Origin of the sequence: Rathayibacter sp. AY1C6, from assembly GCF_002931535.1 — a bacterium.
Taxonomy (GTDB): Bacteria; Actinomycetota; Actinomycetes; order Actinomycetales; family Microbacteriaceae; genus Rathayibacter.
This window is the reverse complement of the sequence record NZ_PSWC01000020.1, coordinates 1-19,859: the sequence shown is the minus strand read 5'-3', so window position 1 is coordinate 19,859 and position 19,859 is coordinate 1. Positions and strand designations below refer to the sequence as shown.

Below are 19,859 nucleotides of genomic sequence, written 5' to 3'. Positions count from 1 at the left end.
GCTACTCCTCGACCGCGGAGCGGCGCCCGGGGACGTGCTTCTCGTGGACGCCGACGTCCGTCAGGCGCTCGATGCGGTCGACGTGGCGGCCGGGCTCGCCGCCGTCCGCGACGATCCAGCTGCCGACGAGGAGGAACCCGTCGCGGCCGCCGGCCGTCAGCGGGCCCGTGATCGTGAACGACCCGAGCGCCGGAGTCGAGAACGCCACGCGCACCGGATCCCCGTGCTCGAGCCCCTCGGCCGAGCGCTCCCCGCCGACCTCGTCGGCGTCCGGAGCCAGGGCGATGCTCTGGATCTCGGTCCCCGTGCCGAGGAAGACGTCCGCGACGACGAGCTCGCCGCCGACGGCCTGCCGGACGACCCCCTCGATCCCGTAGAGGCCGTAGCGCGGTGAGCGGACGAGGACGCGCACCGAGTCGCCGATCGCGACCTCGGCGAGAGCACCCCGGATCGAGGCGACGTCCCTCCGCGCGGGAGGGGCGGACAGGGCGTCGAGGATCGGGCTGGGCATCCGATCAGGGTAGCCGCTCCGGGAGCGCACCCGCCCGGCGGATCGGCGGCGGATCCCGGGCGGCCGGGGCGTCGGGTCGCCTGGGCCGCCGACGCCGCGCGCGAGCGACGGAGCGCCGGCCGGAGGGCTCCGGCACCGCGAGACCCCGGCACTGCGGCGACACTGGCACCGCCGGGAGACGCCGGTACTGCGGCAGGCACCGGCACCGCCGGGAACGACGAAGGCCCCGCCTGAGCGGGGCCTTCGGACGATGCGGAGTCGGTGGGATTTGAACCCACGGAACCCAATAAAGGGTTCTCCACCTTAGCAGGGTGGTGCACTCGACCGGACTATGCGACGACTCCTGAGCGCCCGCTGGCGGACGCACGACGACCATCATAACCGCACGCGCGAGGGCCTCGCGACACGGGCGCCCGCCCCTCCGCGGGAGGGCGAGAAGCCGCCTACTGGTCCGACAGGGGCCGGCCGATGGTGCAGGTCTCCTGCTGCGCGGTCTGCCCGGAGACGTCGCTCGGAAGGGTGACCGGCCCGTCGGGTGCGCTCGTCGCGGGGGCGTCGGTCGCGGGGGCGTCGGTGGCCGGCGACTCCGTGGCCGCCGGAGCGCCGGTCGCCCCGGGCTCCTCCCCCGTCGACTGCGAGCCGCCGCCGGTGGTGCCGCTCAACGCGATCGGCTGGTCGGCGAGGAGAGCCGCGTTCAGCGCGGACGCCGCGTCCTCGCTCGGGTACACGCCGTTGCCGTCGATGAAGGTCGGGTACTGCACGAAGACCACGTTCGCGAGGTCGACGTCCTTCACCGCGAGGCCGATCGACACGAGGGTGTTCACGTTCTCGAGCGAGGTCGAGAGCTGCATGTTCGAGACGGCCGCCTTCGCGAGGCCGTAGAGGTTCACCGGGTTCGAGAGCGTCGACGCGCTCTTCACCTTGCGCACCAGCGATGAGAGGTACACCTGCTGGCTCGAGATGCGGGTGAGGTCGCTGCCGTCGCCGACGCCGTGCCGGGTGCGGAGGAACGCCAGCGCCTCGGCGCCGACGAGCGTGTGCGTGCCCGCGTCGAGGTTCAGGCCCGTGTACTCGTCCTGGATCGGGGTGGCGACGCAGACGTCCACTCCGCCGACCGCGTTCGACATCTCGATGACGCCTTCGAACTGGATGAGCGCCGCGTAGGGGATCTCGAGCCCGGTCAGCTGTTCGACCGTCTGCACGGTGCACGCCAGCCCGCCGGCCTCGAGCGAGGTGTTGATCTTCGCCGAGTCCACCGCGTCCGAGACGGCGCCGGTGGCCGGGTCGGTGCAGGAGGGGATCGGGACGTAGAGGTCGCGGGGGAAGCTGACGACCTCCACGGTCGAGTGGTCGGCCGAGATGTGCATGAGCATCGTGACGTCGTTGAGGTTCTCGGCACGCTCGCCGTAGGCCCCGGCGGCCGATCCGTCGGCGCTGTCGCTGCCGGCGAGCAGGATGTTGACGCCGCCCTCGATCGCCCCGATCCCGGGCACGTCGCCCCCGCCCGAATCGATCCCGAGGTCGACGGAGGGACGCGCGCTCCCGGCGATCAGCGAGGCGGCGATCGCCACGATGCAGACCGCGCTGAGCACGCCGACGCCCACGCAGGCCGCGAGGATCCGCGCGGCGAAGCGCACGCCGCTCGGGCGGCGCAGGCGGCCGTGCCGTGCTGCTGTGGTCCGGGTGGACGCGCGTTCGCTCATCGGGTCGTACTCTCTCTCGGCTGCGGGACGCGTGTCGTCCCGGAGTCAGCGCGCGAGGTGGAGAGCACCCGTGGTGCCGCCCGCCCTCGGCTCAGCCGAAGAAGCCGACCGAGCAGGTCTGCTGGTCGGCGCTCTGGCCGGTGACCGATTCTGGCAGGGCAACCTTGGATCCGTCCTCGGGAGTCGCTGCAGGAGTGCCGGGTGCCGCCTCGGCCGTCGCCAGCGGATCCGCGGTCGCCGGGCCCGACGGAGCGGCGGTGTCGGCCGGAGCCGCCGCCTCGCCCTCCACGGTCGCGCCGGCGCCCGTGCCGCCGGTGATGGCGATCGGCTGATCGGTCTGCAGGGCGCTCGCCAGGACGTCGCCCGCGGTGCGGTCCGGCTCCACCCCGCTCGGAGTCGCCCCGGTCGGGTACTGCGCGAAGACGACGTCCGCGAGGTCGACGTCCTTCAGCGCGAGTCCCATCTGGACCATCGTGTTCACGTTGTCGAGACCGGTCGAGAGCGTCATGTTGCCGAGCGCCGCCTTCGCGAGACCGTAGAGCGCGACCGGGTTGAGGAGGGTGTCCGCGCTCTTGATCCGGCGCACGAGCGCCGAGAGGAAGACCTGCTGGTTGCTGATGCGGGTCAGATCGCTGCCGTCGCCGATGCCGTGGCGGCTGCGGAGGAACTGCAGCGCCGCCATGCCCTCGAGCGAGTGCACGCCCGGCTCGAGGTAGGTGTTCGTGTAGGGGTCCGCGATCTCGGTCGCGACGCAGACGTCGACTCCGCCGACCGCGTTCGACATCTCGATCACGCCGTTGAACTGCACGACCGCGCCGTAGTCGACCCGGACGCCCATGAGGTCCTCGACGACCCCCGCCACGCAGCCGAGGCTGACGTCGCTGCCCATCGCCTCGTTGATCTTGGTGTCGTACCGGGCGGGGATCGTCTCACCCGTGGCGGCGTTCACGCACTCCGGGATGTCGACGTACATGTCGCGGGGGAAGCTCACGACCGTCGCGTTGCTGTGGTCGGCCGAGACGTGCATCAGCATGTTGACGTCGTTGAGGACGCTCGTCTCCTCATCGGGGTCGCCGTAGGCGTCGCCCTGGCCCTTCCGCGAGTCGCTGCCGACGACGAGGACGTTGAAGCCGCCCTCCAGTGCGCCGATCTCCGGGGCGCCTCCGGCCTCGACGCTGGAGCCGGCCGCGCCCGGGTGCAGGTCGACCGAGGGCTGCACGGACTGGACGATCAGCGTCGCCGCGATCGCGACCACCGACACCGAGGCGACCACGCCGACACCGCCCACGAGGGCGGCTCCCTTCACCAGGGTCCGCGCGAGGGTGTGCCGCTTCTGGCGGCCGTGCCGCACGAAGGGGCGCGGCGTGCGCGGAGTGTCGCGAGTCTGTGTCGAAGGGCCCGTGCGGCGCATCCGTCTCCCGGTGTCGAGGCGTCAGTGGTGCGGAGGTGAGGGCCGGGCGTCGATCCCGGGCGTCGCGCAATCCTATACAGAGGGGTGGCGCGTTCCGAAGGAGAGCGGGCGGCCCTCAGTCGTCGCGCGCCAGGACTGGCGTCGGAAGGCGCCGGCGGGAAGCGACGCGAAGAACGGGACGGCGTGGCGGACGGCGCGGCGGACGGCGTGGCGGAGGGCGTGGGATTCGAACCCACGAGACGTTTCCGCCCACCAGTTTTCAAGACTGGCTCCATCGGCCGCTCGGACAGCCCTCCCGGCCGCTCCCGCAGGAGCGACACCCGATAGTAACCGCCGAGCGCGCGGGACCGTGGTCAGCGCAGCGCCGAGAGCGCGATCGCCACGCCGTCCTGGTGGACCGAGGGGATCACGGCGGAGGCCACGGCCCGCACCTCGTCGGGCGCCTGCCCCATCGCGAGCCCTGCGCCCTCGGCGGCGGCCCAGGTGAGCATCTCGATGTCGTTGCGGCCGTCGCCCAGCGCGACCACGTCGCTCCGCTCGATGCCCAGCTCCTCGCGGACGACCTCGAGCGCGGTGGACTTGTTGACGCCGTGCGGGGCGATGTCGAGCCAGGCGGTCCAGCCGATCGCGTAGCTGACCTGGTGCAGGCCCATCTCCTCGACCAGCGAGGTGAACTCCTCGATGCCGGTTTCGGGCGAGATCACGACGACGCGGGTGCACAGCCGACCGAGCAGCTCCTCGAAGGGGACGTGGGTCGTCTCGGCACCCATCACGGCACCACCCGGGAACGCCTCGGTGTAGAAGAAGGCGCCGTCCGCGTCCTCGACGGCGTAATGCGCGTCGGGGAGGGAGCGGCGGATGGTCTCCAGGACCTCCGTCGGGTCGAAGGTCTCGACCGTCTCGGGGACGTAGGCACCGGACTCGTCCCGGCGGAGCGTGACCGCTCCGTTGCAGCAGATCACGTACTCGGGCGAGATCCCGAGGCGCTCGACGACCGGCAGGGTGGAGGAGGGCGAGCGCCCGGTGGCGAGCATCACCTCGTCGCCCTGGGCGGCCACGCGGGTGATCGCGTCCGTCACTGCGCGGGTGATGGTGCCGTCCTCGTGCATGACGGTGCCGTCGATGTCGAGGGCGACGAGGCGGCGGCCGGAGGCGCGGGCCGCGCTCATGCGACGGGCTCGAGCACCTCGAGGCCGCCGAGGTGGGGCCGCAGCGCCTCGGGGACGAGCACCGAGCCGTCCGCCCGCTGGTGGGTCTCGAGGAGGGCGACGATCCAGCGGGTGGTCGCGAGCGTGCCGTTGAGGGTTGCGACCGGAGCCGTCCTCCCCGACTCGGTGCGGTAGCGGGTGTCGAGGCGGCGGGCCTGGAACGTGGTGCAGTTCGAGGTCGAGGTCAGCTCGCGGTAGGTCTCCTGCGTGGGGACCCACGCCTCCACGTCGAACTTGCGCGCCGCGCTCTGGCCGAGGTCGCCGGCCGCCGTGTCGATGACGCGGTAGTGCAGGCCGAGGCTCTGCAGGACGTCCTCCTGGTACGAGAGCAGGCGCGCGTGCTCCGCCTCGGCGTCCTCGGGGAGGGTGTAGACGAACATCTCGAGCTTGCTGAACTGGTGCACGCGGATGATGCCGCGGGTGTCCCGTCCGCCCGAGCCCGCCTCGCGGCGGTAGCAGGTGCTCCAGCCCGCGTAGCGCTTCGCGCCGCCGGAGAGGTCGAGGATCTCGTCGGCGTGGTAGCCGGCGAGGGCGACCTCGCTGGTGCCGGTGAGGTAGAGGTCGTCGTCGCGGAGGCGGTACACCTCGTCGTCGTGCTCGCCGAGGAAGCCGGTGCCGTCCATGATCTCGGGGCGCACGAGGGTCGGCGTGATCAGCGGGGTGAAGCCGGCGGCGAGCGCCTTCTCGAGGCCCAGGTTCATCAGCGCGATCTCGAGGCGGGCGACCAGGCCCTTGAGGAAGTAGAAGCGCGCGCCGCTGACCTTCGCGCCGCGCTGCATGTCGATGCCGTCCAGCAGCTCGCCGAGCTCGAGGTGGTCGCGCGGGGCGAAGTCGAAGACGGGGCGCTCGCCGACCGTCCTGACGAGCTCGAACGACTCCTCGCCGCCCGCGGGGACGCCCTCGATGATCGGGTTGGCGATGCGCTTCACCAGCACGGTGAAGGCGTCGTCGGCCTCGGACGCCTCCTGCTGGGCCTGCTTGGCGGCGGCGGCGAGGCGCTGGGCCTCGGCGACGAGGGCCGCCTTCTCGTCCTTCGGAGCCTTGGCGACGGTCTTGCCGAAGGCGTTCTGCTCGGCCCGGAGCCGCTCCGCCTCGGTGATCGCCGCACGGCGCACGCGGTCGGCCTCGAGCGCCTCGTCGACCAGCTCGACGGAGTCGCCGCGCGCCTCCTGCGAGCGCTTCAGGACGTCCGGGTTCTCGCGCAGAAGTACGGGATCAATCACCCCAGCAGTGTAGAGGAGGGCCGGGACGGGCCGCCGCCCGCGCGTACCCCCGGGACCGGCTGAGCATCGGCCGCGAGGAGGCATCCGATCGCGCGGACGGCTGCGAATGTGAGTCGTCCCCCCGAGAACGTCCCCCCGCGTTCGACACCCCTGCTCCCCTGAAGGCTCTCCCATGCACGCCACCCCCCTCATCGACGCGACCCCCGGCGTCGTCCTCGAGCGCGACGGCTCCGTCGCCCGGATCACCCTCAACCGCCCCGACGCCCTCAACGCGATCGACCTCGGCACCGCGCGACTGCTGCTGAGCACCGTCGCCGACCTCGACGCCGACGCCGGCTGCTCCGTCATCGTGATCGCCGCGGCCGGCCGCGCGTTCTGCACGGGCGGCGACATCTCGGCGATCATGGGGTCCGAGAACCCGGACCACTACCTGCGCGACGTCGCGACCACGACCGCCCAGGTGATCCGCCTGCTCGAGGACAGCCGCGCCGTCGTCGTCTGCGCGATCGACGGCATGGTCGCCGGCGCCGGCATCGCCTTCGCTCTGGCCGCCGACATCGTGATCGCGACTCCCGCCGCCCTCTTCCTCAGCGCGTACGGCGACGTCGGGCTCGTCCCGGACGTCGGAGTCACCGCCGCGCTCCCCCGCGTCGTCGGCCGCCGCCGCGCCCTGGACTTCGTGCTGTCGGGCCGCCCGGTCCGCGCGGCCGAGGCGCTGGAGTGGCAGCTCGTGACCGAGGTCGTGCCGCGCGCCGACCTCGCCGGCCGCGTCGACGAGCGCGTGCGCGCCCTGGCGGCGAAGCCGGCGCACGTCGCGTCCGCCGCCCGCCGCCTCCTGCGCACCGACCCGCTCGACCGCGCCGAGCGCATCGTCGAGGAGACGGACACCCTGGTCGAGTTCCTGGCGGTCCCCGCCACGCGCACGCTCCTGGACGCCGAGCACGAGCGCCAGGCCCGCCGCGCCGCCCGGGCGACCGCCTCGCTCTGACCCGGGGCGAGCGTCCGCGACGACGCTCCGGCCCGGGCCGGGCGGACGTCCGCCCGACGGCCCGCGGATCGGCCGGGCGTTCTCCTCCGATCTCGGCTACGGTGGTCCCCGCGAAGGGGAGTAGTTCCCACCGTCCGCCGAGCGGACGACGAGGCGCGTCGACATGCTGGTCCGGGACGATCCGGGCCCGGCGCTCCACCCCGGCTCCGGCCGGGGCGAACGAGACCTTCGGTCAGTCGACGCACGTCCTGACCGGTCCTCTCGCGCGGGTCGGCGGACCTGAGCCAGGAGATCGCATGGCGACCACCGCCCCCACCCCCAGTCCCGCACAGGTGCGCCGCTGGCGCCGCTACCTCGCCGACGAGCTCGCCGAGGCCTCCGTGTACCGCGACCTGGCCGGCCGCCGCTCCGGCGAGGAGCGGGAGATCCTGCTCGCGCTCGCCGTGGCCGAGGGCCGCCACGAGGAGCACTGGCGGGAGCTGCTCGGCTCCGCGGCGGAGCCCGCGCCCCGCCCGGACCTCCGCACGCGCTTCCTCGGCTTCCTCACCCGCCGCTTCGGCTCCGTGTTCGTCCTCGCCCTGATCCAGCGCGCCGAGGCCCGCTCCCCCTACGCCGACGACGACGATGCCACCGAAGCCATGGCCGCCGACGAGCGGATCCACGGCGAGGTCGTCCGCGGGCTCGCCGAGCGCGGCCGGAACCGCCTCTCCGGGACGTTCCGCGCGGCGGTCTTCGGAGCGAACGACGGCCTGGTCTCGAACCTCGCCCTCGTGCTCGGAGTGGGGGCGAGCGGAGTCGGGACGGGCGTCGTCCTGTTCACGGGCATCGCGGGCCTGCTCGCCGGCGCCCTCTCGATGGGCGCGGGCGAGTTCGTCTCGGTGCGCTCGCAGCGCGAGCTGCTCTCGGCCTCCAGCCCGGACCTCGACGCGAACCGCATCGTCCCCGATCTGGACGTCGACGCGAACGAGCTCGCCCTGGTCTACCGCGCTCGCGGGATGACCCAGGAGCAGGCCGACGCGCGTGCCGCCTCCGTCTTCACGGGCCTGCGCGGCGGCGCCGTCACCTCCCCCATCACGCTGGGCGGTCCCGCAGGAGACCCCGACGTCGACGAGCACGAGTCGATCGGCACGGGCATGGGCGCGGCGCTGTCGAGCTTCTGCTTCTTCGCCTCGGGCGCGATCATCCCGGTGCTGCCCTACCTGCTCGGCCTGACGGGGCTCGCCGCGGTGGTCGTCGCATGCGTGCTCGTGGGCATCGCCCTGCTCGCCACCGGCGCGGTCGTCGGGCTGCTCTCGGGCGCCCCGCCGCTGGCCCGGGCGCTGCGCCAGCTCGGGATCGGCTACGGCGCGGCCCTGGTGACCTACCTCCTCGGCCTGCTCTTCGGCGCGTCCGGAGTCTGAGCCTCGGCCTCGAGGAGCTGCGCGGACTCGCGCGGCTCCTCGGCGCGGGGCCGCACGGCGACGCCGCGCCACCGCAGCGCGGCCACTCCGACCGCCAGCAGCAGCGACGCCGGCAGGCAGCCCAGCAGGGGGATGCAGGAGTAGTAGAGGAGCTGCCGCTGGATCCACGCGGGCGAGGGCACGTCGGAGTCGCCGTAGTAGGGCGGAGGCGGCGAGGAGTAGCCGGCGTAGAGGAGCGCGAGGCCGATCAGGGTCCCCGCGAGGCCGGCGAGCAGGAGCACGAGGAGCCACGGGTTCCGCAGCAGGGGCGCCTCGCGCACGGGCTCGGCGGGAGCAGCGGGAGCGGGGTCGGCGGCCGGCTCCGGCAGGGGTGCGGGCGCGGTCTCGGCGCCGAGGCGGTGCGACCGCCGGCCCTCGGCGGCTCCGGCGATGTCGGGCAGGGCCATGATGCGGCGCGGTCCGGGCACGGACGAGGAGCCGGGGCGGACCACGCGCGACTCCGGGAGCGCGGGACGAGCGGCGGCTCCGGACGTGGCGGCGGGAGCGCCGGGGGCGGCACCCGAGCCGGGCCTCGCGAACGCCCGCTCGTCGCCTCTCAGACGCTCCACCGGTCCCGAGAACCCGCGCTGGAAGGCCGGGTCGTAGCGCGGGTCGACCCGTTCGTCGTCGTCAGTCATCGTCGCGACCCGTCATCGTCGTCCCCGGTCATCGTCGACCTCCGGCTCGTGGGAGAGGATCCCGCGCAGCCAGTCGCGGGCCTCGAGGAACACCTCGTCGTCGTAGCGTCGCACGGAGGTGACCGGGCGGCGGTCAGCGCGCGGATACGAGCCGAGGAAGATCACCTTCGGGCTGAAGCGCCGCAGCCCCATCAGCGCGTCGGCGACCCGCTCGTCCTGGACGTGCCCGTCGAGGTCGATGACGAACCGGTACCGGCCGAGGGCGTCGCCGATCGGCCGCGACTGGATCATGCTCAGGTTCACCCCGCGGGTCGCGAACTGCTCGAGCATGTCGAGCAGGGCGCCCGGCTGGTCGGCCGGGAGCTCGGCGATCACGCTGGTCTTGTCGGCGCCGGTCGGCTCGGGCAGCGCGTGCGAGCGCGAGACGTGCACGAAGCGCGTGACGGCGTTCGGGTTGTCGCCGATCCGCTCCGCCAGCACCGCGACGTCGTGGTGGGCGATGATCCCGGGAGGGGCGATGGCCGCGTCCGCGGGAGATCCGCCCAGCAGGTCGACGGTGGCCTGGACGTTGCTGGAGGCCGGCAGGTGCTCGTGGCTGGGGATCTCACGGTCGAGCCACACCCGGCACTGCCCGTAGGCGACGGGGTGCGCGGCGACGGTGCGCACCTCCTCGAGGCTCGTCCCCGGGCGGCCGACCAGGATGAACGACACCGGCACCAGGTACTCGCCGACGATGCGCAGCCCCGGGATCCGCGCCAGCGCGTCCTGCGCGGCCGTCACTCCGCCCTCGACCGAGTTCTCGATCGCGATCACCGCGCCGTCGCTGCGGCCGGTGACCAGATCGCTCAGCGCCTCCCCCACGTTCGCGACGCTGCGCCACAGCTGTCCGCGCGCCTCCGGGACCTGCGCGAGGGCCGCCTCCGTGAACGTGCCGCTGGGCCCGAGATAGCTGTAGGCACGGGTCTCGGGGGCGCTGTCGGGCATGGCGCAAGCCTAGCCAGCCGCGGTACCCCTGGAGGGGGCTGGACTGCCACTATGGACCGCATGACCGATCGCGCAGGGAAGCCGGCACAGGCCTCCGATCTCATCGACGTCGAGGCCCTCGTGAGGGCGTACTACGAGAAGAAGCCGGACGTCTCCGACCCGGCTCAGAAGGTGGTGTTCGGCACCTCGGGCCACCGCGGATCCTCGTTCGACACGGCCTTCAACGAGGACCACATCGCCGCCGTCACCCAGGCGATCGTCGAGTACCGGACCGAGCAGGGCATCACCGGCCCGCTGTTCATCGGCGCCGACACGCACGGGCTCTCCCGCCCGGCCCTCACCACCGCCCTCGAGGTCCTGGTGGGCAACCAGGTCCGCGTGCTCGTGGACGAGTTCGACGACTTCGTGCCGACCCCGGCGCTCAGCCACGCGATCCTCCGCTACAACAACGACCCCGCGCACACCGACCGGGCCGACGGCATCGTGGTCACCCCCTCGCACAACCCGCCCCGCGACGGCGGCTTCAAGTACAACCCGCCGCACGGCGGCCCCGCCGACTCCGACGCGACGACCTGGATCGCCGACCGGGCCAACGAGCTCATCGCCGACGGCAACCGCGGCGTGACCTCGGCCGAGCCCTCCGCGGTCGAGACCTACGACTACCGCACGCACTACGTCGCGGACCTGGCGAACATCATCGACCTCGACGCGATCCGGAAGGCCGGCGTGCGGATCGGGGCCGACCCCCTCGGCGGCGCCTCCGTGCACTACTGGCAGCTGATCGCCGAGATGCACGGCCTCGACCTGACCGTGGTGAACGGGGAGGTCGACCCGGCCTGGGGCTTCATGACCCTCGACTGGGACGGCAAGATCCGGATGGACCCGTCCTCCCCCAGCGCGATGGCCTCGGTGGTCGCGCGCGCCGGCGACTTCGACATCCTCACCGGCAACGACGCCGACGCGGACCGGCACGGCATCGTCACCCCCGACGGCGGGCTGATGAACCCCAACCACTACCTGGCCGTCGCGATCGACTACCTCTACCGCCACCGCACCGGCTGGCGCGAGGACGCGGCGATCGGCAAGACGCTGGTCTCCTCCTCGATCATCGACCGGGTCGCGGAGTCGCTGGGCCGGCGCCTCTGGGAGGTCCCGGTGGGCTTCAAGTGGTTCGTCCCCGGGCTGGTCGACGGCTCGGTCGGCTTCGGGGGCGAGGAGTCCGCGGGCGCCTCGTTCCTCCGCTTCGACGGCACCGTCTGGACCACCGACAAGGACGGCATCCTCCTCGCGCTGCTCGCCTCCGAGATCGTGGCGGTCACCGGGAAGAGCCCGTCGGCGCTCTACCGCGAGCTGACCGAGCGCTTCGGCGACCCGGTCTACGAGCGCGTGGACGCGGTGGCGACGAAGGCGCAGAAGGCGGCCCTCGGCAAGCTGGACGGCGACGCGATCGCGGCGACGACCCTCGCCGGGTCCGAGATCACCGCGAAACTCTCGAAGGCGCCCGGCAACGGCGCGGCCGTCGGAGGCGTCAAGGTCGTCACCGAGGACGCCTGGTTCGCCGCGCGCCCCTCCGGCACCGAGGACGTCTACAAGATCTACGCCGAGAGCTTCCGCGGCCTCGACCACCTGCACGAGGTCCAGGCCGAGGCGCGCACGATCGTGGACGCGGCGCTGAACTCCTAGGCGCTGCGCTCAGTCGCCCGAGAAGGCTCGTTCCCGACCAGGAGAACGAGCCTTCGGGCGACTCAGCGGCGGCGAGGCGGGGGCCGGCTACCAGCGCGGGTGGACGGTGGGGCGGAAGTGGGTGTCGTAGAGGGCGTTCACGGCCTCCATGAAGGCGGGGCCGAGGGGCGCGGCGGAGGCGGCGGCCGCGTTGGCGCGGGCCTGCTCGGGTGAGCGGGCGCCGGGGATCACCGAGGTGACGCCCTCCTGCTGGATGATCCAGGCGAGCGCGGCCGCCGCGGGGGCGAGGCCGTGGTCGTCGGCGAGGCGGGAGAACTCCTGCGCGGCCTCCACGCCGGTCGCGAAGTCGACGCCCGAGAAGGTCTCGCCGACGTCGAAGGCGGAGCCGTCGCGGTTGTAGCTGCGGTGGTCCTCCGGCGCGAACACGGTCTCGGTCGTGTAGCGGCCGCTGAGCAGGCCCGAGGCGAGCGGGACGCGCGCGAGGATGCCGACGCCGGCCTCGCGGGCGGCGGGCAGCACCTCGTCGAGCGGCTTGAGGCGGAACGCGTTCAGGATGATCTGGACGCTCGCGACGTTCGGGCGGGCGATGGCGGTCAGCGCCTCCTCCGTGCGCTCTACCGAGACGCCGTAGGCGGCGATCGCGCCCTCGGCGACGAGGGTGTCGAGGGCGTCGTAGACGGCGTCGTCGGAGTAGACGGAGGTGGGCGGACAGTGCAGCTGCACCAGATCGAGGGTGTCGACGCCGAGGTTGGCGCGCGAGCGGTCGGTCCAGGCGCGGAAGTTGTCGAGCACGTAGTTGGCGGGGATCTGCTCCGCGCGACGGCCCATCTTGGTGGCGACGAAGACCTGCGCGTCGGGGTGCGCCGCGCGGTAGGCGCCGATCGTCCGCTCGCTGCGGCCGTCGCCGTAGACGTCGGCGGTGTCGAAGAGGGTCACCCCCGACTCCACCGCGGCGTCGAGCACGGCGAGGGCGTCGGTCTCGGCGACGTCCCCCCAGTCGGCACCGAGCTGCCAGGTTCCGAGGCCGACGACGGAGACGGGGGCGCCGGTGCGTCCGAGGATTCGAGTTTCCATGCCCCCACCGTAGGTGCGGCCGAGCCCGCGGCGGACCCCCTTGCGCGTGCTCTAACGTCGAGGGCATGCCCCTCCTCGTGCTCGGAAGCGCCAACCTCGACCACGTCCACCGGGTCGCCCGCATCCCCGCTCCCGGAGAGACGGTGCTCGCCCTCGACGCGAGCACCTTCCCGGGCGGCAAGGGCCTCAACCAGGCCGTCGCGGCCGCACGGACCGAGCCCGGCACCGTCTTCGTCACGAGCCTCGGACGCGACTCGGCGGGAGACCGGCTCGTCGCGGTCCTCGGCGAGGAGCCGCTGGAGCTGCGCGCCCGCCGCGGCGACGTCCGCACCGGCACCGCGCAGATCACCGTGGACGAGCGCGGGGAGAACGCGATCGTCGTCGACTCCGGAGCGAACGCCGCCCTGGTCGGGTTGACCGCCGAGGAGTCGGCCCTTGTGGCGGCGGCCGACACCCTGCTCCTCCAGCTCGAGATCCCGACAGCGACGGTGACGGAGGCGGCCCGCGCCGCGCGCGCCGGCGGCACGGTGTCGATCCTGAACGCTGCCCCGATCGGACCGCTGCCGGAGGAGCTCCTGGCGGTGCTCGACGTGCTGATCGTCAACGAGCACGAGGCCCGCGAGCTCGCCGCCGATCGCGGCATCACCGCCGCCGACGACGACGCGCTCGCCGCCGCCCTCACCGCGCTGGTGCCGCTCGTGCTGGTCACCCTCGGCTCCGACGGCGTCGTCGTGGCGGTCCGCGACCGCGGGCCGGTGCGCACCCCGGCCTTCCGAGTGGAGGCCGTGGACACCACCGGCGCCGGCGACACCTTCTGCGGCGCCTTCTCGGCCCGGCTCGCCGCCACGGGAGCACGGCTCGACGATCCGGAGCAGCTGGTCGCCCTCACCCGCTGGGCGAGCGCGGCCGCGGCGATCTCGGTCACACGCGCCGGAGCGGCGGTGTCCGCGCCGACGGCGGCCGAGACGGACGCGTTCCTCGCCGAGCGCGCCTGAGGGGGAAGCTCCTCAGGGGGAGACGGCGCGGACACCGACCCCGGGCGGACCGCAGCACCGTCGATCCGGTCGGCAGGGTGCACTCCGGAGGAGGGAAGCAGGGACCGCCCGGCCCGGCTCCGCTCCTCGCGGCGGGACGTCCCGCCCGGCGGACAGCCGCGCCCGCTCCCCGATCCGGCTAGTCGATCGCGGCGACCCGGACTGTCACCCGCGGCCGCAGCTCCGGATGCACCCGGACGCACCACTCGCGCACCGCGGCTCCGATCGCGCGCGCCACGTCCGGCGCGGACGCCTCCGCGGTCACGCAGAGGTCGACGGCCACGGACACCTCGTCCCCCGCGACGCGGACCAGGACCGGATCGGCGAACGTGCCGCCGCTCGCGGTGCCCAGCGGCTCGACCACGATCCCGGTCGCGCTCAGCGCCGTCGCCGCATGCGCGAGCACGTCGCGCACCTCGGGCCTGGCCGGCATCAGGGTCGCGACGCCGTCCAGGGCGCGCAGCTCCGCGGCGAGCGCGGACACCGGATCGACCGGGGCCGCCGCCTCGAGGCCGCTCACGACTCCTCCGTCCCGGGGACGTAGACGTCCTCCACGCGGACGTCGATCCTCGACACCCGCAGCTCGGTCTGGGTCAGCAGCCGCGAGTGCACGCGCTCGCGCACCTGCTGGGCCGCCTCGGCGATCGGCACCCCCCAGAAGACCGAGATCGTCAGCTCCACCACGACCTCCGCGCCCGGCTCGGCGATGTCGCCGACCAGGCGGCAGCGGCCGACCAGCACGCCGGCGACGCTGTCGCCCGCCTCGCGCACGAGTCCGCGGACCGCTCCCTCGGTGATCGTGAGCGCCACGTCGGGCTGGACGCTCGCCAGCGGGATGTCGCGTCCGGCCCGCGACTCGCGGCGCACCTGGGTGAGGATCGAGCCGAACCAGCTCTCCTCCGGCGCGGGCAGGCGTGCGGCGTCGTCGTCGATGAGCGCGCCGGAGAGGGCGCGCACGCGCTCGAGGGCGCGCAGAGTGCGCCGGTGCTCCGGCGACTCCTCGATGGCGGGGTCGTACGGAGTGCGCCCGCGGTCGAGGTAGTCGCTCAGCTCGTCGATGCCGATGCCGTCGCCCTCCTGCTCCGTCGCGTCCGCCTCCTGCTCGAGCGCGGGCGGCAGCACGACGTCGTGCTCCCCCGCGCGCTCGGGCCCGTCGCCGGGACCCTGGTCCGCGTTCATCGCGTCTGCTCCCTCATCGCCAGTCCTCCATCGCCACGACCAGCGACTCGCGCGCGCGGGCGAGCTTGCCCCGCACGGCGGTCACCGTGAGACCGAGGTGATCGGCGATCTCGTTGTACGACTCCCCGCCGACCTCGCGCAGCACCCAGCACTGCCGCTGCGACTCCGGCAGCTCGGACAGGGCGTGCGCGAGAGCCCGCATAGCGTCGCTCTGCTCGGCGGCCTCGAACGGGCCGGGCTCTCGGGCCGGGGGATGCTCCACGGCGTCGACGTCGTCGGTCGGGCGGCGCTGGCGCAGCAGGTCGACGCTGGAGCGGCTGACGATCCGCATCATCCAGCTGCGCACGCTCGCCGGCTCCTTGAGCTGCGGGAGCTGCGCCCAGACCGTGATCAGCGCGTTCTGCACGGCGTCGGAGGCGTCGGCCTGCGAGCCGGTGAGGCGCCAGGCGTAGGCGCGGAGGATCGACTGGTGCCGCTTGACGAGCACCTCGAAGGCGCGCACGTCGCCCTCGGCGGAGCGCTCGGCGAGCAGCGCGTCGCTCGCCGCTTCCAGTCCGGGCACGGCGCCTCCTCCCTCTCCGCTCACGCGGCCTCGGGCCGCCTCTCAGGTGACGCTCAGGAAAAAGTCCACCGAGCACCGTGACGAACGCCGTCCGGGCTCCGTCTCACTCATGAAAGCACAGCCCGACCGGATTCCCGCCGGGCCTTCGACCCCGGTCTGCTCAGCAACGGCAGCCGATGAGACGTCCAGGAGACCTCATGAGCGACACCACGCGCACCCCCTCCACCACCCGCGTCGACAAGAGCTCCGTCGACACGGTGACGAGCCTCGGCGGCTCCCGGACCTCCGGCACCGCCCAGGGCACCACGGTCATCGACGACAGCGTCGTGGCCAAGGTCGCCGGCATCGCGGCCCGCCAGGTGCCCGGCGTCTTCGCCCTCGGCAACAACGCCGCCCGTGCCTTCGGCGCGATCCGCCAGGCCGTCGGCGGCGCCGACCACGCCCAGGGCGTGAGCGTCGAGGTCGGCGAGACCCAGGTCGCGGCCGACGTCACCATCGTCGTCGAGTACCCCGTGCCGATGCAGAAGGTCGCCGACTCCGTCCGCGCCGCCGTCTCCGAGGCCATCACCGAGCTGGTCGGCATGGCCGTCTCCGAGATCAACGTCGCCGTCGTCGACGTGCACATCCCCGGCGACGACAAGGACGACGAGGCCACCGAGAGCCGCGTCCGATGAGCGACTTCCAGCGCCCCGCGCCCACCGCCCCCGGCGGCCGCAGCACCGTCCTCGGTGTCGTGGTCGGCGCGATCCTCGCCTTCGCGGCCCTGATGTTCGGATTCTGGGGCTTCGTCCTCACCGCCCTCTTCATGGCCCTCGGCGTCGTGATCGCCCGCATCGCCGACGGCACCCTCGACGTGCGCAGCCTCGTGGACGTGTTCCGCGGCCGCACCACCTCCCGCTAGGAGCCCACCGTGACCGCTCTCGACACGCGTCCCGCATCGCCGGTGGCGGGCACCGTCACCATCACCGTCCGCTCCATCGAGCGCGCCGCCGTGGCGATCGTCCACGAGGAGCTGGGCGTGGAGGTCTCCGCGATCCGCGTCCGCCTCTCCGATGACCGGGGCGGCCTCGCCCTCGCGGTGACCGCGCCGGTCGTCGTCGAGCCGGGCACCGCCCCGGCCGGCGGCTCCCTGCTCGAGCGCCTGCACGGCGATCGCACCCGCATCGCCTCCCGCATGGAGGCGCTGACCGGGCGCACCGTCAGCCGGATCGACATCCGGGTCACGGGCACCCGCACCCGAAGCACGAGGAGAGTCGCATGAGCCCCGCACCGTCGGCGCCCGACACCCGCTACAGCCGCTACCTCCGTCGCGAGACCCACAAGTCCCGCTCCGCCGCGCAGATCGTCGTCCTGGTGCTCATCGCCCTGGTCGCGGCCTACGTCGGCACGGAGGCGGTGCTCGCGATCCTCGGCGCCGCGCCCCTGCTCGCCGCACCGTCCGCCCTGCTGGGCGCGATCGTCGAGGTCGCGTCGCTGGCGAACCCCGCCCTCATCGGCGTGGCCGTCGGCACGGGCGTCCTCGCCCTGGTCCTGCTGGTGCTCGCACTGGCGCCCGGGGCCCGGGCCCGCCACACCGTGGACGACGACCGCCTCGCCGTGGTCGTGGACGACGGCGTGATCGCCTCCTCCCTGGCTCGGGCAGCCCGCACGGCCGCCCACTCCCGCCGTGAGGACACCCGCGCCTCGCTCGGCCGGCGCACCGCACTGGTCGAGGTGACCCCCGCCTCCGGCATCGCGGTCGACCGCGACGCCGTGCAGAGCGCCGTCGACGAGGAGCTCGCCCGCATCGGCGCGAAGCCCGCCCCGCGCTCCACCGTCCGCGTCTCGACCTCCGGGAGGATCTGATGACCACGAGCAACCGCTTCGTCAACCGGCTCGTCCTGCTCGTCGTGGGCCTCGTGCTCGCGCTGGTCAGCGCCGGAGCCGTCCTGATCGCCGTCTCGCAGCCGGTCCGCGACTCCGTCCTCTCCTTCGCCGACGGCGAGGGCGCGGCCCTGGTCTCGCGCCTCTCCCCCGAGGAGGGCACCGCTTGGAGCGATGCCGCCGTCCTGTGGCCGCTCTACGCCGTCGTCGGGATCTGCCTCCTCGGCATCGTCCTCGCGCTGGTGATGGCCTTCGCCCACGGTCACGGCCGCACCGGCACCGTCCTCCGCGACGAGGCCGAGGGCACGCCCGCCGGAGGGATCGAGATCGCGACCGGCTTCGCGGAGGACGTCCTCGAGACGGCTCTCGCCGGGCGGACGGAGCTCCTCGACGTCACGGTCGCGGCCTACCGCCACGGCTCCGAGACCGCGCTGAAGGTGCGCGTCCTCCCCCGTGGCGGCGTCTCGCCCCGCACCGTGGTCGACGCCGTGCACCAGGAGGTCGACGCGCTCGACGCCCTGCTCGGCGCCCGCCTGCCGGTCCTGCTCGAGGTCGCCTCGAGCGCCCGGGCCGGCTTCTCCAAGGAGGACCGGGTCGCCTGACCCCGGTCCCGCAGCTTCCCCGGCACCCGCCGGCGGATGGTCACACCGAACAGAAGGAGCCCCTCATGGGTGCAGACGACAAGATCCGCAACGCAGCCGAGAACCTGGTCGGCAAGGCCAAGGAGGCCGTCGGCAAGCTGACGGACAACGAGCGCCTCGAGGCCGAGGGCCAGGCCGACCAGACCAAGGCCCACACCAAGAAGGTCGGCGAGGACGTCAAGGACGTCTTCAAGAAGTGATCTGACCGGAACCTCGACGGGGCCGTCACCGCATCAGCGGTGGCGGCCCCGTCGTCGTGCGTGGAGCGGGTGCGTCGAGCGTCAGACGCCCCAGAACATGATCCGGCCGGCGGAGGCCGCGTCGATGCTCTGGTCGTGGTTGTCGGCGGTGTGCGAGGAGTAGAGGATCCTGTCGCCGTCGACGCTGGTCACGACGCCCGTGTGGTCCCAGTCGCCCGAGCCGTCCCAGTCGAACTGGACGATGTCGCCCGGCTTCACCCGGCTCCGCTCGGAGTCGGGGATCGCGGTCGCGCGCTCGGGGTGCGCGGCGAGGTAGGCGTTGAACGCTGTCGACGACGCCCAGGCGGAGCTGTACCCGCCGGAGGAGGAGTAGCTCCATTCGCCGTCCATCTCCCAGCCGCGGGCGATCAGCGACTGCGAGGTGAAGTTGACGCAGTCGTTGCCCGAGATCACGCCGTACTGGGCCGAGTTGTAGTCGTTCCAGTAGGTGGAGAGGTAGTCGAGCTGCGAGGCCAGGCGGCTCGCGTCCAGCGCGGCCTGGGCCTTCGCGGCCTCGATCGCCGGGTCGGGCGTGTAGGCGAAGGTGATCGCCGAGGCGACGACCTTCGTGCTGGCGAGCACGCCGGTCGCGGCGGGGCTGGGAGTGGCGGTCGCGGTCGGGGCGGCGAGGTCGGTCGAGGCCTCGGCCGTCGTGCCCTCCGCGGCGCCCGACGTGTCGACGGCCGGCTGCACCGCGTCGGCCGGGGTCCCGTCGACGGTGACCGCCGCGGCGGAGTCGGTGACCGCGTCGAACGTGATGGCCTGACCGTCGGCGTCGAAGAAGGCGACCGGGACCTCGCCCGCTGCCTCTCCGTCGGCCGGAGGGGCGGTGACCGTGATCTGGTCGGGGTTGTCGACCGCGACGCTGCCCTCGGCCTCGCCGAAGCGCACGGTGGCGACCGAGTCCAGGTTCGATCCCTCGAGCGTCACGCTCGTGCCGCCGGCGACGGTGCCGGAGGTGGTGGAGACGGAGCTGAGGACGACCCGGGCGGAGGCGGTGGTCGCGGGGAGCACGGCGACGCTGGTCGAGGTCGGAGCAGCGGAGGGCGTCGCGGTGGCCGACTCGGCCGAGGAGCCGGTGCCGACGGTGAGGCTCAGGCTCGACGCGACGGCCACGACGACGAGCCCGCCGGAGACGGCGAGCGCCAGCGTGCGCGGGGACGGGCGGAAGAAGGAGGCCCCGCGGCGGGCGGGCGCGGTGCGGAGCCGGTGCCCCTCCGCTTCGCGGCGGTCGCGGCGGGACGAGAACGATCCCTCCGGGGCGGGGTGCACCGGGGCGGGAGCCGAGGGCTGCGCGGGAGCGGCGGCGGGTGCGGCGGGCCGGATGCGGCCCTCGCGCTCGCGGGCCTCGCGGCGGGTCAGCGGAGCGCCGGGGGTCGGCGACCTCGTGGATCTCGGCGTCCGGACGTGCGGCGCGGGCGGCCTCGACGAGGGTGCGCCGGATCGAGGCCGGGTCCTCGAAGCGCGGGTGGTGGTCGG

The 19,859-nt window shown here is 73.6% G+C and carries 22 protein-coding genes and 2 tRNA genes; 10 read left to right on the top strand and 14 right to left on the bottom strand.

Annotation, left to right across the window (positions count from 1 at the left end; translation table 11 throughout):
* Position 1 precedes the first annotated feature (1 nt).
* From C5D36_RS12380 to serS, 7 genes are all read right to left on the bottom strand, one after another.
* A complete protein-coding gene (locus C5D36_RS12380; protein ID WP_104233937.1) occupies positions 2-511 on the bottom strand; it encodes a hypothetical protein in 510 nt (169 codons plus the stop codon).
* A gap of 253 nt (positions 512-764) precedes the next feature.
* A tRNA-Ser gene (locus tag C5D36_RS12375) sits at positions 765-855 on the bottom strand.
* Positions 856-954: 99 nt separating this feature from the next.
* Positions 955-2,214: an LCP family protein gene (locus tag C5D36_RS12370; protein ID WP_104295952.1), complete on the bottom strand. Its 1,260-nt coding sequence runs from the start codon at positions 2,212-2,214 to the stop codon at positions 955-957.
* A 91-nt stretch (positions 2,215-2,305) separates the two neighbouring features.
* A complete protein-coding gene (locus tag C5D36_RS12365) occupies positions 2,306-3,565 on the bottom strand; it encodes an LCP family protein (protein ID WP_258062937.1) in 1,260 nt (419 codons plus the stop codon).
* 268 nt (positions 3,566-3,833) lie between these two features.
* Positions 3,834-3,921, bottom strand: a tRNA-Ser gene (locus C5D36_RS12360).
* A gap of 57 nt (positions 3,922-3,978) precedes the next feature.
* Positions 3,979-4,794 carry an HAD family hydrolase gene (locus tag C5D36_RS12355; protein WP_104295950.1) on the bottom strand — a complete coding sequence of 272 codons (816 nt, stop codon included), beginning with the start codon at positions 4,792-4,794 and terminating at the stop codon, positions 3,979-3,981.
* The gene (gene serS, locus C5D36_RS12350) at positions 4,791-6,056 is read right to left on the bottom strand and encodes a serine--tRNA ligase (protein WP_104233941.1); all 1,266 of its coding nucleotides are present in this window, start codon (positions 6,054-6,056) and stop codon (positions 4,791-4,793) included. The genes C5D36_RS12355 and serS overlap by 4 nt, the downstream gene beginning before the upstream one ends.
* A gap of 172 nt (positions 6,057-6,228) precedes the next feature.
* On the opposite strand from serS, the gene C5D36_RS12345 reads away from it, so the two are divergent.
* Positions 6,229-7,044 carry an enoyl-CoA hydratase/isomerase family protein gene (locus C5D36_RS12345; RefSeq protein WP_104255682.1) on the top strand — a complete coding sequence of 272 codons (816 nt, stop codon included), beginning with the start codon at positions 6,229-6,231 and terminating at the stop codon, positions 7,042-7,044.
* 296 nt (positions 7,045-7,340) lie between these two features.
* Positions 7,341-8,444, top strand: a complete 1,104-nt coding sequence (locus tag C5D36_RS12340; RefSeq protein ID WP_104224963.1) for a VIT1/CCC1 family protein — start codon at positions 7,341-7,343, stop codon at positions 8,442-8,444.
* Here C5D36_RS12340 and C5D36_RS12335 read toward each other — a convergent pair.
* Together C5D36_RS12335 and pheA are read right to left on the bottom strand one after the other, a co-directional pair.
* Entirely contained in the window at positions 8,405-9,121 is a 717-nt protein-coding gene (locus tag C5D36_RS12335) for a hypothetical protein (protein ID WP_104295949.1), read from the bottom strand. The genes C5D36_RS12340 and C5D36_RS12335 overlap by 40 nt on opposite strands.
* 12 nt (positions 9,122-9,133) lie before the next feature.
* Entirely contained in the window at positions 9,134-10,105 is a 972-nt protein-coding gene (gene pheA, locus C5D36_RS12330; RefSeq protein ID WP_104295948.1) for a prephenate dehydratase, read from the bottom strand.
* Between the two features lie 60 nt (positions 10,106-10,165).
* On the opposite strand from pheA, the gene pgm reads away from it, so the two are divergent.
* Positions 10,166-11,788 carry a phosphoglucomutase (alpha-D-glucose-1,6-bisphosphate-dependent) gene (gene pgm, locus C5D36_RS12325; RefSeq protein WP_104226793.1) on the top strand — a complete coding sequence of 541 codons (1,623 nt, stop codon included), beginning with the start codon at positions 10,166-10,168 and terminating at the stop codon, positions 11,786-11,788.
* A gap of 87 nt (positions 11,789-11,875) precedes the next feature.
* On the opposite strand, the gene C5D36_RS12320 is transcribed toward pgm, so the two are convergent.
* A complete protein-coding gene (locus C5D36_RS12320; protein ID WP_104226781.1) occupies positions 11,876-12,862 on the bottom strand; it encodes an aldo/keto reductase in 987 nt (328 codons plus the stop codon).
* 65 nt (positions 12,863-12,927) lie between these two features.
* On the opposite strand from C5D36_RS12320, the gene C5D36_RS12315 reads away from it, so the two are divergent.
* On the top strand, positions 12,928-13,857 hold the full coding sequence (locus tag C5D36_RS12315; protein WP_104295947.1) for a ribokinase: 930 nt from the start codon (positions 12,928-12,930) through the stop codon (positions 13,855-13,857).
* 178 nt (positions 13,858-14,035) lie between these two features.
* On the opposite strand, the gene C5D36_RS12310 is transcribed toward C5D36_RS12315, so the two are convergent.
* Genes C5D36_RS12310 through C5D36_RS12300 form a run of 3 tightly spaced genes read right to left on the bottom strand, consistent with a single transcriptional unit; the run spans position 14,036 to position 15,637 of the window.
* A complete protein-coding gene (locus C5D36_RS12310) occupies positions 14,036-14,416 on the bottom strand; it encodes a hypothetical protein (RefSeq protein WP_104224958.1) in 381 nt (126 codons plus the stop codon).
* Entirely contained in the window at positions 14,413-15,075 is a 663-nt protein-coding gene (locus tag C5D36_RS12305) for an Asp23/Gls24 family envelope stress response protein (protein ID WP_104233947.1), read from the bottom strand. Before C5D36_RS12305 ends, C5D36_RS12310 begins: the two co-directional genes overlap by 4 nt.
* A gap of 13 nt (positions 15,076-15,088) precedes the next feature.
* A complete protein-coding gene (locus C5D36_RS12300; RefSeq protein ID WP_104224956.1) occupies positions 15,089-15,637 on the bottom strand; it encodes an RNA polymerase sigma factor in 549 nt (182 codons plus the stop codon).
* A gap of 197 nt (positions 15,638-15,834) precedes the next feature.
* On the opposite strand from C5D36_RS12300, the gene C5D36_RS12295 reads away from it, so the two are divergent.
* The 6 genes from C5D36_RS12295 (at position 15,835) to C5D36_RS12270 (ending at position 18,341) form a co-directional block, all read left to right on the top strand.
* Entirely contained in the window at positions 15,835-16,311 is a 477-nt protein-coding gene (locus tag C5D36_RS12295; RefSeq protein ID WP_104255677.1) for an Asp23/Gls24 family envelope stress response protein, read from the top strand.
* Complete coding sequence (locus tag C5D36_RS12290) at positions 16,308-16,538, top strand: DUF2273 domain-containing protein (protein ID WP_104224954.1); 231 nt, start codon at positions 16,308-16,310, stop codon at positions 16,536-16,538. Before C5D36_RS12295 ends, C5D36_RS12290 begins: the two co-directional genes overlap by 4 nt.
* Positions 16,539-16,547: 9 nt before the next feature.
* A complete protein-coding gene (locus tag C5D36_RS12285; protein ID WP_104224953.1) occupies positions 16,548-16,898 on the top strand; it encodes a hypothetical protein in 351 nt (116 codons plus the stop codon).
* On the top strand, positions 16,895-17,482 hold the full coding sequence (locus C5D36_RS12280) for a DUF6286 domain-containing protein (RefSeq protein ID WP_104295946.1): 588 nt from the start codon (positions 16,895-16,897) through the stop codon (positions 17,480-17,482). The genes C5D36_RS12285 and C5D36_RS12280 overlap by 4 nt, the downstream gene beginning before the upstream one ends.
* Positions 17,482-18,102 (top strand): hypothetical protein, encoded by a 621-nt coding sequence (locus C5D36_RS12275; RefSeq protein WP_104255675.1) that lies wholly within the window; start codon positions 17,482-17,484, stop codon positions 18,100-18,102. Before C5D36_RS12280 ends, C5D36_RS12275 begins: the two co-directional genes overlap by 1 nt.
* A 65-nt stretch (positions 18,103-18,167) precedes the next feature.
* Entirely contained in the window at positions 18,168-18,341 is a 174-nt protein-coding gene (locus tag C5D36_RS12270; protein ID WP_104226788.1) for a CsbD family protein, read from the top strand.
* An 81-nt stretch (positions 18,342-18,422) separates the two neighbouring features.
* On the opposite strand, the gene C5D36_RS12265 is transcribed toward C5D36_RS12270, so the two are convergent.
* Positions 18,423-19,652: an amidase domain-containing protein gene (locus tag C5D36_RS12265; RefSeq protein ID WP_104251326.1), complete on the bottom strand. Its 1,230-nt coding sequence runs from the start codon at positions 19,650-19,652 to the stop codon at positions 18,423-18,425.
* Positions 19,653-19,859 lie beyond the last annotated feature (207 nt).

Bases quoted from the DNA above. Each gene is read 5' to 3' on its own strand.
- C5D36_RS12380 (WP_104233937.1), bottom strand. From the start codon at position 511: ATGCCCAGCCCGATCCTCGACGCCCTGTCCGCCCCTCCCGCGCGGAGG.
- C5D36_RS12370 (WP_104295952.1), bottom strand. From the start codon at position 2,214: ATGAGCGAACGCGCGTCCACCCGGACCACAGCAGCACGGCACGGCCGC.
- C5D36_RS12355 (WP_104295950.1), bottom strand. From the start codon at position 4,794: ATGAGCGCGGCCCGCGCCTCCGGCCGCCGCCTCGTCGCCCTCGACATC.
- C5D36_RS12345 (WP_104255682.1), top strand. From the start codon at position 6,229: ATGCACGCCACCCCCCTCATCGACGCGACCCCCGGCGTCGTCCTCGAG.
- C5D36_RS12340 (WP_104224963.1), top strand. From the start codon at position 7,341: ATGGCGACCACCGCCCCCACCCCCAGTCCCGCACAGGTGCGCCGCTGG.
- C5D36_RS12335 (WP_104295949.1), bottom strand. From the start codon at position 9,121: ATGACTGACGACGACGAACGGGTCGACCCGCGCTACGACCCGGCCTTC.
- pheA (WP_104295948.1), bottom strand. From the start codon at position 10,105: ATGCCCGACAGCGCCCCCGAGACCCGTGCCTACAGCTATCTCGGGCCC.
- pgm (WP_104226793.1), top strand. From the start codon at position 10,166: ATGACCGATCGCGCAGGGAAGCCGGCACAGGCCTCCGATCTCATCGAC.
- C5D36_RS12320 (WP_104226781.1), bottom strand. From the start codon at position 12,862: ATGGAAACTCGAATCCTCGGACGCACCGGCGCCCCCGTCTCCGTCGTC.
- C5D36_RS12315 (WP_104295947.1), top strand. From the start codon at position 12,928: ATGCCCCTCCTCGTGCTCGGAAGCGCCAACCTCGACCACGTCCACCGG.
- C5D36_RS12305 (WP_104233947.1), bottom strand. From the start codon at position 15,075: ATGAACGCGGACCAGGGTCCCGGCGACGGGCCCGAGCGCGCGGGGGAG.
- C5D36_RS12295 (WP_104255677.1), top strand. From the start codon at position 15,835: ATGAGCGACACCACGCGCACCCCCTCCACCACCCGCGTCGACAAGAGC.
- C5D36_RS12290 (WP_104224954.1), top strand. From the start codon at position 16,308: ATGAGCGACTTCCAGCGCCCCGCGCCCACCGCCCCCGGCGGCCGCAGC.
- C5D36_RS12280 (WP_104295946.1), top strand. From the start codon at position 16,895: ATGAGCCCCGCACCGTCGGCGCCCGACACCCGCTACAGCCGCTACCTC.
- C5D36_RS12275 (WP_104255675.1), top strand. From the start codon at position 17,482: ATGACCACGAGCAACCGCTTCGTCAACCGGCTCGTCCTGCTCGTCGTG.
- C5D36_RS12270 (WP_104226788.1), top strand. From the start codon at position 18,168: ATGGGTGCAGACGACAAGATCCGCAACGCAGCCGAGAACCTGGTCGGC.